This is a genomic window from Inquilinus sp. KBS0705, from assembly GCA_005938025.2.
Classification (GTDB): Bacteria; Bacteroidota; Bacteroidia; order Sphingobacteriales; family Sphingobacteriaceae; genus Mucilaginibacter.
The window spans coordinates 120,595-132,906 of record VCCI02000001.1 but is presented as its reverse complement, the minus strand read 5'-3'; the positions used below and the strand labels follow the sequence as shown (position 1 = coordinate 132,906).

The 12,312-nt window shown below is 42.5% G+C and carries 12 protein-coding genes; 1 reads left to right on the top strand and 11 read right to left on the bottom strand.

What is annotated here, in order from left to right:
• Positions 1 to 42: 42 nt before the first annotated feature.
• From FFF34_000635 to FFF34_000600, 8 genes are all read right to left on the bottom strand, one after another.
• Positions 43 to 504, bottom strand: coding sequence for a hypothetical protein (locus FFF34_000635; GenBank protein TSD65937.1), 462 nt, complete (start codon positions 502 to 504; stop codon positions 43 to 45).
• A 175-nt stretch (positions 505 to 679) separates the two neighbouring features.
• Positions 680 to 1,126 (bottom strand): hypothetical protein, encoded by a 447-nt coding sequence (locus tag FFF34_000630; protein ID TSD65936.1) that lies wholly within the window; start codon positions 1,124 to 1,126, stop codon positions 680 to 682.
• Positions 1,127 to 1,579 carry a hypothetical protein gene (locus tag FFF34_000625; protein ID TSD65935.1) on the bottom strand — a complete coding sequence of 151 codons (453 nt, stop codon included), beginning with the start codon at positions 1,577 to 1,579 and terminating at the stop codon, positions 1,127 to 1,129.
• A 38-nt stretch (positions 1,580 to 1,617) separates the two neighbouring features.
• On the bottom strand, positions 1,618 to 2,139 hold the full coding sequence (locus FFF34_000620; GenBank protein ID TSD65934.1) for a hypothetical protein: 522 nt from the start codon (positions 2,137 to 2,139) through the stop codon (positions 1,618 to 1,620).
• A gap of 54 nt (positions 2,140 to 2,193) precedes the next feature.
• Positions 2,194 to 2,400: a cysteine-rich CWC family protein gene (locus tag FFF34_000615; protein ID TSD65933.1), complete on the bottom strand. Its 207-nt coding sequence runs from the start codon at positions 2,398 to 2,400 to the stop codon at positions 2,194 to 2,196.
• 239 nt (positions 2,401 to 2,639) lie between these two features.
• On the bottom strand, positions 2,640 to 5,012 hold the full coding sequence (locus FFF34_000610) for a ribonucleoside-diphosphate reductase subunit alpha (GenBank protein TSD65932.1): 2,373 nt from the start codon (positions 5,010 to 5,012) through the stop codon (positions 2,640 to 2,642).
• Positions 5,013 to 5,138: 126 nt separating this feature from the next.
• Positions 5,139 to 6,110 carry a ribonucleoside-diphosphate reductase gene (locus FFF34_000605; GenBank protein ID TSD65931.1) on the bottom strand — a complete coding sequence of 324 codons (972 nt, stop codon included), beginning with the start codon at positions 6,108 to 6,110 and terminating at the stop codon, positions 5,139 to 5,141.
• A gap of 663 nt (positions 6,111 to 6,773) precedes the next feature.
• Positions 6,774 to 7,148 (bottom strand): methionine-R-sulfoxide reductase, encoded by a 375-nt coding sequence (locus FFF34_000600; protein TSD65930.1) that lies wholly within the window; start codon positions 7,146 to 7,148, stop codon positions 6,774 to 6,776.
• A gap of 179 nt (positions 7,149 to 7,327) precedes the next feature.
• Between FFF34_000600 and FFF34_000595 the strand changes: the two genes are divergently transcribed.
• Entirely contained in the window at positions 7,328 to 7,843 is a 516-nt protein-coding gene (locus FFF34_000595) for a hypothetical protein (protein TSD65929.1), read from the top strand.
• A gap of 388 nt (positions 7,844 to 8,231) precedes the next feature.
• Here the strand turns inward: FFF34_000595 and FFF34_000590 are convergent, their stop codons facing one another.
• From FFF34_000590 to sucD, 3 genes are all read right to left on the bottom strand, one after another.
• Positions 8,232 to 9,002, bottom strand: a complete 771-nt coding sequence (locus FFF34_000590) for a TlpA family protein disulfide reductase (GenBank protein TSD65928.1) — start codon at positions 9,000 to 9,002, stop codon at positions 8,232 to 8,234.
• A gap of 172 nt (positions 9,003 to 9,174) precedes the next feature.
• Positions 9,175 to 10,692 carry a beta-lactamase family protein gene (locus FFF34_000585; protein ID TSD65927.1) on the bottom strand — a complete coding sequence of 506 codons (1,518 nt, stop codon included), beginning with the start codon at positions 10,690 to 10,692 and terminating at the stop codon, positions 9,175 to 9,177.
• 572 nt (positions 10,693 to 11,264) lie between these two features.
• On the bottom strand, positions 11,265 to 12,143 hold the full coding sequence (sucD, locus tag FFF34_000580; protein TSD65926.1) for a succinate--CoA ligase subunit alpha: 879 nt from the start codon (positions 12,141 to 12,143) through the stop codon (positions 11,265 to 11,267).
• Positions 12,144 to 12,312 lie beyond the last annotated feature (169 nt).

Here is a 12,312-nt window from a genome sequence, read left to right as displayed (position 1 = left end):
AATATTTAGAGGATACGCCGCATTAAAGCTACGGCCAGGGTATTAGTTTGCTACCTTAACAAACTTACTTTTTATGGAGCTTGTCATTCCAACCCTCCAAAATATAAAACTGGTATCGGTTAAAGTATCCACACTTCCACCTGGTGAAAAACCCTTAGCATCAATTTGCAAATTTGATATAACGTTATCAAACTTATACGTACCTACTACATCAGAATCGTTGTCGCAAGCAGATTTTTTATAGATAAATATATTGGGCGATTTAAAAATATACCTGGCACTAAAACGGCAACCACTGTCTAATATCTGTGTTTCGACGCTGTCGGTTTCGGGATGGTGAATATAAGACTTGCGCGAAACTAATTTATAAGTACCTGTAAGATGCGTTTTCCAAAAATCCGCATCAACAATGCGGTAAATCCTTGCTTCTTTTTTGCAGCTGCCAAGCAGGCCCGATACTATAATGAGCAGGACAATAGCAATTGCAAATAAATTGGCTTTCATTAGGTTACATGTAAATCTCTCACTAAAATATTAATTATATTTTAATATTCAATTGATATTTACATATTACAGCTTGCCTTATGTTGGGCTGTTAGTTCACATTATACACATGGGGGCCTTTGCTGATAAACCCTATAGTGCTATCAGCCAGGTTTATCGTAAAGTCCCAGCTTGGTTATCTTTGCTTCTCAAAATAGCGCCAAATCCATGTGTGGCTGCCATCGCCGGTAACGTAGGTACTATCAGTTCGTATATCAATAACCTGACTATAAACACCTTTTTTTGAATCTATATTATAGAAAGCAATATAATTGTGGGGCTTTGATTCTACATAGGTGTAATTATACTTTGTTTCGGCAAAAGGTGAACAACCAGACTTTTCAATGTATGTCCCCCTATCAAATTTATATGTAGTTGCAAATTCGCACCCTGTGTTTTTAATTGTAGAATCGCCGGATTCCAAATCTTCTGATTTCATTTTCACCAGTTTCCAATTACCATCCAGCCATGTTTTAGGGCCAAAAGGTTTATCATCGGGCTTAGAGGTTATTTTTTTGCAGCTGCTAAACATAGCCGATACAATAAGTAAAGTAAAAACTGATATTTGAAATGCTTTTTTCATTTACTGCCTTTTGTATTTGGTGCGGTACCAGTTTTGGCCGCCCGAGCTATAAAGGACCATTGTGGTAGTGTTAAGTATCTCAATTGTTCCGCCCCCCCTTGTAAAATTAGACCCATTAGCATAGTATTTTATATTTCTTTTTTTATCTACAATAAAAGTCCCGGTATAACTTTTATCGCCACTGCATGACGATTTACCATAAGTAAAAATATTACCTGATTGAAAGGTATATGTAGCCGAAAAGCTGCAACCGCTTGTTGTTATAATGCTATCTACACCCTCGTGATATTCACGTTTCTCTACCACTTTCCATTTACCCAACAGCAAATGGACGGTATCAATAGCTGTAGTATCTGGGGTTTTCACTTCTGTATTCCCTTTTTTACAGCCGGCCAAACCATTACAGATAATTATCGAAACAACTATTGACAATGCAAATATTTTGCCTTTCATAATATCTAATATTAACTATTAAACAAATATAATATTTTTTACTTTAAATACTCCGCCGGTATTGGGTTATCTTTTCGTTCGCCGTCAAAAAACCAGCCTAATATCCAAAAGCGTTTACCATCAAAAAACAGCTCGATGCTATTAATGCCCCGCTCAAAAACAGGCCCACCGGCGGTATGGCGGCTCTCATAAGTGCTCCAAACATGGTATATGCTGCCAAAGTGCTCAACCTTGCGTGCTATTTCCTTTTCGTCGAAACCGTTGCGCTGTAAATACCCGTCAGATACGCGGTGGTACTCCTTCAACGTTGTATAATTAAAGTATTGGTTGCCCTGCTTATCCATCCCACCCGAGCCTACCCGGGCACCGGCAATGTGCAGCAGGCTATCGCGTTCGTAGCTGGGCGCCTCGCCTTTTTTAACGGTTACCACATCATAATAGGCCTTAATAATGCCATCAAGGGTGCCTACGTTGTCGCCGTATTTGGTTAAAACTTGTTGGGCAGCTGCGTTTGTTATGGCTATCGCGATAAATATTATTACCAGCAGGGCTTTTTTCATTGGCTTAGTATTTTTACTAAAATTAATAAATACTGCCAATAAAGGGCAAGGCAATTATAACCCGGTTTGGTACTCCTGCTGTAACTCCAACAGGCAGTTGGCGCACAGGCAGCCTTCGTACAGTTCGCTTACGTACTGCACCTCGTTAATGGTTAGCTGCACGGTGCTGCACTGGCATTTGGTGAATGAGTTGGCTTTACATTCAAATGGCCCGTTGCAGCGGTCGCAGTGTAATACTTCGTGTTTGGCTGATGTTATCATTTGCTTCAACAAAAGTCTGCAAGATATTCGGCTTTATCATCATGATAACGTAAAAGGCGGGCAGGTTGTATGGTTTGTTGCCATAGGGCAAGTGGGTATTTACTCACCCCGACTACGCTTCGCTGGTCGACCCTCTCTATGCAAGCGTAAAGAGGGTGAGTGCTTACTGTACGGTTTAAACAAAAAAGACCGTGAAGCTTTCGCCGCACGGTCTGTAGTAATATGTAAGATCGAGGTGATTAGGCAGAGCAGGTAACGCAGCCTTCTTCCATTGAGCAAGTTGGGCCGGCCGGCATTTCGTCGGCAATATTGTCAACCACTTCTGGTATAACAGGCTCCATGTTTTTGCCTCCCTGGTTTTCAACCGTAAATTTAACCGCTTGCGATGCTGCTTGTGTACGCAGGTAGTACATACCTGTTTTTAAGCCTTTCTTCCATGCGTAGAAGTGCATTGAAGTAAGTTTTGAAGCGTTTGGCGAATTGATAAACAAGTTTAACGATTGCGACTGGCAGATGTAAGCACCCCTATCGGCAGCCATATCTATAATGTTACGCATCTTAATTTCCCATACGGTTTTGTAAAGGTCCTTAATATCGGCAGGTATCTCGGCAATATCCTGTATAGATCCGTTTGCTGTGATGATCTTATCTTTCATAGCCGGTGTCCATAAGCCAAGGTTAACCAAATCGCGCAGCAGGTGTTTGTTTACTATAACAAACTCTCCGCTTAATACGCGGCGGGTGTAAATGTTTGAGGTATATGGCTCAAAGCACTCGTTGTTACCCAATATTTGCGATGTTGATGCGGTTGGCATTGGCGCTACTAACAGCGAGTTGCGTACACCATGGTTCATTACATCAAGACGCAGGTTTTCCCAATCCCAGCGGCCGCTTTCAGGTTTTACATCCCATAGGTCAAACTGGAACTTACCTTTTGATAACGGCGAACCTTTAAAGCTTTTGTAAGGGCCATCTTTTATAGCCAGGTCTTTTGAAGCCGTCATGGCTGCAAAATAAATGGTCTCAAATATGTCTTTGTTTAACTGTTTTGCTTCGTCGCTTTCAAATGGTAAGCGCAATAGTATAAAGGCATCAGCCAAACCTTGCACACCTAAACCAATTGGGCGGTGGCGCCGGTTAGAGTACTCGGCCTCTTTAACCGGGTAATAGTTGTAATCAATTATCTTGTTCAGGTTTAAAGTAGCCTGGTAAGTAACTTCATACAGTTTATCATGGTCAAATTTGCCATCAATTACATAGCGTGGCAATGCCAGCGAAGCCAGGTTACACACAGCTATCTCATCAGCAGATGTGTATTCCATAATTTCGGTACAAAGGTTAGAGCTTTTTATAGTACCTAAGTTTTGCTGGTTAGATTTTGAGTTGGCAGCATCTTTATACAACAAGTATGGTGTACCGGTCTCTACCTGGGCATCTAACACGGCAAACCAAAGCTCCTGCGCTTTAATGGTTTTACGGCCGCGGCCTTCTTTCTCGTATTTGGTGTATAGTTTTTCAAACTCTTTACCATGGCAATCGGCCAGGCCGGGTGCTTCGTGCGGGCAAAACAGTGTCCACTCTTCGTTAGCTTCTACGCGTTGCATAAACAAGTCGCTTACCCAAAGGGCGTAGAACAAGTCGCGGGCACGCATTTCTTCTTTACCATGGTTTTTACGCAGGTCTAAAAATTCAAATATATCTGCATGCCAAGGCTCAAGGTAAATAGCAAATGCACCTTTACGCTTACCACCACCCTGATCTACATAACGGGCGGTATCGTTAAATACCTTAAGCATAGGGATGATACCGTTGCTGGTACCGTTTGTACCGCTGATGTACGAGCCTGTAGCCCTTACATTGTGGATGCTTAAACCTATACCACCTGCGCTTTGCGATATTTTAGCTGTTTGTTTTAAAGTATCGTATATACCCTCGATGCTGTCATCCTTCATGGTTAATAAAAAGCATGATGACATTTGTGGTTTTGGTGTACCTGCGTTAAACAGCGTTGGGGTAGCGTGTGTAAACCAACGCTCGCTCATCAGGTTGTAAGTTTTGATGGCGCTTTCAATATCCTCTTTGTGGATACCTACCGATACACGCATAAACAGGTGCTGCGGGCGCTCGGCTATTTTTCCATCTATTTTTAACAGGTACGATTTTTCTAAGGTTTTAAAGCCAAAGTAGTCAAAGCCAAAGTCGCGGTCGTATATAATGCTGCTGTCTAACAGTTCGGCATTGTCTTTTATTATCTGGTATACATCATCGGCCAGTAAAGCGGCATTTTTACCGGTTTTTTTGTCAACGTACTCATACATACGTTTCATGGTTTCAGAGAACGATTTGGTGGTATTTTTGTGCAGGTTTGATACCGCTATACGCGATGCCAGCAATGCATAATCGGGGTGTTTGGTGGTTAACGATGCCGCGGTTTCGGCAGCCAGGTTATCCAGCTCGGAGGTGGTTACTCCATCAAATAAGCCCTCAATTACTTTTTTTGCTACATCAATAGGGTCAACCAGGTTAAACCCATAGCACAATTTTTCAATACGTGCCGTTATCTTGTCAAACTTTACACTTTCTTTTCTACCGTCTCTTTTTACTACGAACATATGCTTAAGTATTTAGTAGTTAGTATCAAGTATCCAGACTTTAACTAACCGATTTTATATATTGGGTTCCTTAACTTATTTTTATTAGGCTATCTTGATACCTGCTACTTGTTACTTGCTACTGATTTAAAAATCTTCGTCTAATGAAAATGCTTTGCTTTCGGCACTGTTCATTACGCCGCTTTTTTGGTAGTCGCCAACCCTCTTCTCAAAAAAGTTGGTTTTCCCTTGCAGGCTTATCATCTCCATAAAATCAAACGGACATGATACATTGTATACTTTTGGATAACCCAGTTCGTCCAGCCATCTGTCGGCTACAAACTCAATATACTGGCTCATCATTTTGGCATTCATACCAATCAGGCTCACCGGCAGGGCATCGCTCACAAATTCTTTCTCTATCTCTACCGCGTCGGTAATTATTTTTGTTGCTGCTTCGGTAGATAGTTTGTTATCCAGCATTTTGTACAGCATACAGGCAAATTCGCAGTGCGAACCTTCATCGCGGCTTATCAGCTCGTTACTAAAGGTAAGGCCGGGCATTAAGCCGCGTTTTTTTAACCAAAATATCGAGCAAAAACTACCCGAGAAGAATATACCTTCAACAGCGGCAAAGGCTACCAAACGCTCGGCAAAGCTGCCGTTGTTTATCCAGCGCAGCGCCCACTCGGCCTTTTTACCTACACACGGTACGGTATCAATGGCGTGGAACAGGCGATCTTTTTCGGCAGGATCTTTAATATACGTATCAATCAATAAGGCATAGGTTTCTGAGTGGATGTTCTCCATCATTATCTGAAAACCATAAAAGCAGCGTGCTTCGGGTAATTGTACCTCGCTCATAAAATTGATTGCCAGGTTTTCGTTTACTATACCATCGCTGGCTGCAAAAAATGCAAGTATGTGCGAAATAAAATGCTTTTCACCCGAATTTAAATTCTCCCAGTGTTTTAAGTCGTCAGACAGGTCTATCTCTTCTGCCGTCCAAAAGCTGGCTTCAGCTTTTTTGTACATTTCCCAAATAGCGGGGTACTTAATAGGGAGGATAACAAAGCGATCTTTGTTTTCCTTTAACAGTAATTCGGTTTCCTCTTGCATGCCTCTTTATATATTAATTTATAACACTCTTGTACCCGTTAACACTATTTTAACAATAATCCCAAACATGAATAAACAGCAGACAGGTATACCATGCGAGTTTTTTGTTAAACAGCGAAAAATCAATTTTTTCGCCTTTTATTTACTCACTTTTCCGCACCCTCACCAATCGTTACCGAACTGTTTGTTTGTTCATCGGGCCACATTTTAAATGGCCTTCCTTGTTACTTTGCCGATAGAAACACCGGCAACATAGATAGCGTTAAAAGAACTTGTACTTCAAAGATAGGGTGACATTTGATTACCTGTTAGTCTAAGTTTTTAACATCACCTATAAGTTATAAACAAATTAAACAGTGTATAAAAAACTTTAGCGGGGTGGTATAAATATCAAGCTACTTGTATACAGTATATTACCGCCCTAAACTTAAAGCCAACCTTTGCCGCGGGTGTATTAACTTTATAATTTTTGGCGATAAAACACTTTACTTTTTTGCGACAAAAGTGCCGCCATGCTTAAGGTAAAACTATCTCAGAAAGGCGTTTTGGACCGGCTTTTAAAACACATTAACCTAATACCAACTTAACATTATATTAATGTGGAAAACAAAACACCCCGGCCACTAAAAAGTAGCAAGGGTGTTTCTGTTATTTAATCTGTTTTTACTTTTTCAGGTCGGCAACCGGCACAAATTTCATCGATACCGAGTTAACACAGTGGCGGGTATTTTTTGGAGTAAGGTATTCCCCCTCAAAAACGTGGCCCAGGTGCGCGCCACAATTAGCACACAATATTTCGGTACGGCGGCCATCGGCATCCGTTTCGCGCCTTACCGCGCCGGGTATCTCATCATCAAAGCTGGGCCAGCCGCAATGCGACTCAAATTTCGACTCGGAAGTATACAGTGGTGTATCGCAGCGCTTACAAACGTATAGTCCTTCGGCTTTGTTATTTAATAACTCGCCGGTAAAGGGGCGTTCGGTACCTTTATGCAGTATAATATATTCTTCTTCGGGTGTTAGTTTGTTGTATTCCATATAGTTTTATAGATTCATTTTTCAACCTGATCTACATAAATATACGACAATTTTGAAGCATTTTTTGTTTGAAAATACGATGTTTACACAGGCCTGACCAAGAAAATACATGAACAGGATAAGCCCGTTGTACAACAAAATGCATCAATAATTAGTTACCCTAATACATAGCCTTATAAATGAATATTATAACCCTGTTTACCTGCCTGTTGCTTTACCAGGCCCCTGTAAAGCCACCGGCAAAAGCCGATACTATAGCTATTGATACTTCGCGCTATTCTATTTTATCGTTCAATAAAAGCCGGGATAGCTTTTTGTTTAATGAACGATCGGAAGCGGCCACTCTATCGGGCAAGGAGTTGATCAAAGTAGAAAAGATTATCCGCGTAATGGTAAAGGAGTATAACCAAAAGATAAAGGCCGACAAAAAGCGGAACAAACAAAAGCAACCCGATGCCGAAGTGAACAACCTGGCTATAAAAAAACCCGGCAACTACTATAAACAGTTAATTGCCATAACCAACCACAAAGGCGAAAAGATAGTTTGGGTAAACTGCTTTTGCACCCCTTACGAAAAACGGCATTGGAAAAAAGGCGTGGTACTGATATTAGATGGCGGCCCCTGCTTTTTTAATCTTAAAATAAATTTAAGCACCAATACAGTTATTGATTTTAAGGTGAATGGCGTAGCATGATAGATGTGCAGATTATAGATAATAGGTTTTCCGCCCTTGTTGGTGTTGTCACCAACAAGCCGCCATGCATTACACATGCATCATATATTACTTGTCCTAAAGGTTGTTGGAGACAACTCCAACAACGGCAAAAAGTGAATGGTGTAGCTTAGGTGGATATGCAGATTATAGATAATAAGTTGGATCATCGCCTTTTCATCTCCCGTAGGGAGTACCGCTTTGTAGCCAATCAAATCCAACAACGTTTTTGCCCGGTAGGGGCTACCCAAAGCAGCATAGTTTAACAAGGGTAACACCTACGGCGTAAAAAAATCTATCTTGTATTTCTACAAAGCGGTAGCTCCTAACGGAGCATTGGTTTGCAGACCTGACCTATTCTTGCCTAAAGCTATATCTTGTGCTCCAGTGCATACTCAACCTCCTCGGAGTCGGTAACTACGCTTACAATAATACCCTCTTTATTAACTATAAAATGGGTTGGAAACGCGTTGCTCTTAAGGCCTTTAATAATAAAATCATTCTGATCGGGTACTACCGGGTAATCAAAGCGTTTGCGTTTTAAAAATGCTTCCAGCTTTTCTTTTGAATCAAGTGCAAGGCTCACAAAAACAATATCGGGCCGGTTTTTATATTTGGCTAATAGCTTATTTAGCTCGGGCATTTCTTCTTCGCAACGCTGGCAGCCAATAAACCAGGTTTTTAAAACCAGTGTTTTGCCTTTGGTATTGGCGGTTGTATAAGTATTGCCTTTTATATCTACAAAACTAAACTCTGGGAAGGGCTTATCTTCCATTTGGTAATGTGCCAAAAACTCACCACTCCAACCCTTAACAGCTATGCCCATTTGTTTAGTTGCCGGATCGGTTAACTTATATAACTGAAAATGCAGGGTATTATCGGTTGATTTTAGCCGCAAGGGCAAATAATCGCCGGTGCATAGTTTTTCTAAAAAAACCTCTTTACTGATGCTGCCTAGGTTCTCATCGTAGGTAGTGAGGTTTTGCGACAGCTTAAGGTTATCATACATGTAGCTGTTAAAGCTATCGCTATTCTTTAGAATGCTTTCCGGCTTTTTAACAGGGGTGCCGGGAACAGTTTGCGCGATGGTGATATTGGTAAATGCCAGCAGTGCGATAACAAGGATAGCTAACTTTTTCATGTGGTTAAATTGTAAGCGTAATATACGGTTTAGGTTTTAAATGTGCGGATGACAGACGTGCAAAAATAGGTAGTGTCATCCTGAACTTGTTTCAGGAACTCTCCTGCTATATACTAGCACGTTTAATTGTCCTGAGAGATGCCGAAATAAATTCGGCATGACTAATAAGTCTTTACAGCGCTATCGCCATATGAAACTCTTGTATCAGCGGCGGGTTCTCGGGGGTAAGGGTGAAGGATACCTTAATATTGGCCTTCTCTCCTTTCATTATAAAATAGCCCCGCAGTTGGTTTTCAGCCACTACTTCGCTAATGCTGGTTATTTTACCTGCTTTGGCATAAATATCCGTTGCCTCGGCTTTTAGCTTATCGGGGAAGTAGTCCATAAAAAAGTTATCGGCAAATATGCCGCTGGCCTGCGCGTTGGCCCAGTTGGGTAACAGTTTTACCAGGTCATTTTTACGCTGCTCCAATATTACCGAGGCCGGCAATGTGCGCGGCTGTATACCCGACATAGCCAACAGTGTATCCAGCGCGATAGCATTTGCCCTGCCCGCGTTGGCATAAGTTAAGTTGGCATAACATACCACACCTACGCCGTAGGCAGGCAAAATATTCCAGTTGCTGCCAAAGCCCGGTAAACCGCCGGTATGGCCAACGTACTCGCGGTTATCACAATCTTTGGCCCAGCGTAAACCGTAGGCATAAGCCGATACGGTAGGGCAAAGCCTGCCGTTTGGCGTATGCGCATTGGGGCTCAAATAGCTTACATCCCAGGGGTATTGCATCTCGCGTACCGAACTGCGCTTAACCGGGCCTTTCTCGGCATCATCGCGCGCCGGCCATGCATCCATGTGTACGGCTACATATTTAGCAAAGTCTTCCATTGTGGTTATCAGCCCGCCCATGGCACCGTACGACCCATCGTGCAGCAGCGGCTGCTCTACATATTTGCCATCCATCCACCGATAACCCAAAGCCAGTTGCTCTTTAGGCACTTTGGTATATTCCCAATAGGTATGCGTCATGCCCAGCGGTTTTAATATGTTATCGGTAATGTAATCCTCATAACTTTTGCCGCTTACCTTTTTAATGATGTACCCCAGTGTAGAAAACCCCAGGTTGCTATACTCATAACCAGTACCGGGATTGGTAGAGAATTGCACCCCTTTACGGTAAATATCTATCAATTCATCATCGCTATCAGCCAGTTGGCGGTCGCCCCAGGGGTTATCCTCGGGGTAACCTGCCGAGTGCGTTAACAGGTGGCGTACAGTTATAGGCGTTGCATCTTTAGTAAGGTATTTATTGTTCTTCATTTCGGGGATGTACATATACGCCGGATCATCTAACTTAAGCTTACCTTCATCGCGCAGCTTTAATATGGCCATAGCGGTTAGGCTTTTGGTCATGCTGGCTATCCTGAAGTCGGACTTTGAGCTAACCGGCGTTTTCAATTGTACATCGGTATAGCCGGTATTGCCTGTATGCACCAGTTTACCATCTACCACAATACCATAAGCCATGCCCGGCCAGTGGTTCTCTTCGGCGTAGGCTTTATATAATTGGTCGATCACCCCAAAGGTTACCTGTATCTTCTTCATCCTGTCGGGATCGGTAAAAGCGGCTGGTTTGTATTGAGCAAAAGCGCCCGACGATATTAAAAGAAGCAGGTAAAAGTGTTTTTTCATGATACTAAATGCAGTTTACCGAATTTAAGAAATCTTTTTGATGTGTTAGTGCTTCGTGAGGATTGGTTGTGCTTTATGATCGTTAGTGGTTGTTCTTTTTCTTTTCTCTCAAAAGAAAAAGAACCAAAAAGAAAAGTCGCGGCTTGGTCCCGCCCTATATAAGTAAGTGCGTTTTCAGAGCCATTGCCACCCGGATGTTACGCTATGCCGCATTTTGAGGTCATCGTTCCGTTTATCTGGCTCGACATTTTGTTTCCTTACGCAATTCCGGTTTAGGACAAGTATTGAACGCGCGTAAAGGCCCGACAAAAAACCGGGCCAAAGGTAAAGGCCCGTGCGGGGAAGGTTTTTTTTGTCTTGATTTTTTGGTTCTTTTTCATCAAGGAAAAAGAACTGGGCCCTCCCGCGGCCAAGAGCGGGCCACACTCGTTTGAAATAGAAAATCGTTACCTGTCCAATTTGGAGATTGCTTCGTACCTCGCAATGACGCGCGGGGAGACAATCGGGGCGTATAAAACAAAAAATCCCGGCCAAAATTGACCGGGATTCCTATATTTTAAAAAGCTTTCTGCTTATGCAATCTTAGCCAGCTCCTCTGCCATAGCAGCGCCAATTTCGGCAGGAGATTCTACCACACGGATACCACACTCGCGCATGATCTTCATTTTAGCGGCAGCAGTATCATCGGCACCGCCAACAATAGCACCCGCGTGGCCCATACGGCGGCCCGGAGGCGCGGTTTGGCCGGCAATAAAGCCAACTACAGGTTTAGTGCCAAATTCTTTTATCCAGCGGGCAGCATCAGCTTCCATGCCGCCACCAATTTCGCCTATCATAATGATACCATGGGTATCAGGGTCGTTCATTAATAATTCAACCGCTTCTTTGGTTGGGGTGCCTATAATAGGGTCGCCACCAATACCAATAGCAGTGGTAATGCCTAAACCGGCTTTAACCACCTGGTCAACCGCCTCGTAAGTAAGCGTACCCGATTTTGAAACCACACCTACATTACCTTTTTTAAAGATAAAGCCCGGCATAATACCAACTTTGCATTCGTCGGCAGTGATAACACCAGGGCAGTTAGGGCCAATTAAACGGCTATCCTTATCTGTTAAATATTCTTTAACCGCAATCATATCCTTTGTAGGGATACCCTCGGTGATACATACAATTACTTTAATACCTGCTTCGGCAGCTTCCATAATAGCATCGGCACCAAAAGCGGGCGGTACAAAAATGATAGATACATCGGCACCGGTTTGGTCAACCGCGTCTTTAACGGTATTAAATACAGGCCTGTCTAAATGGCTTTGGCCACCTTTGCCCGGTGTAACACCACCAACCAACTGCGTACCATAAGCAATCATCTGCTCTGCATGGTAGCTGCCTTCTTTACCGGTAAAACCCTGTACTATAACTTTTGAATCTTTATTTAAGAGAACGCTCATCGGCTTTTTAGTTTTTGTATGGCAAAGCTAAAAAAAAAATCGCCCCATAACCCTACCCCATGTTAATTTTTGAAAATTTACATTTTTAGGATGGAAAGCCTCATCCCAACCCTTCTCCAAAGGAGAAGGGCTTAACAGTTTAAAGTCCTCTCCTTTGGAGAGAATTTAG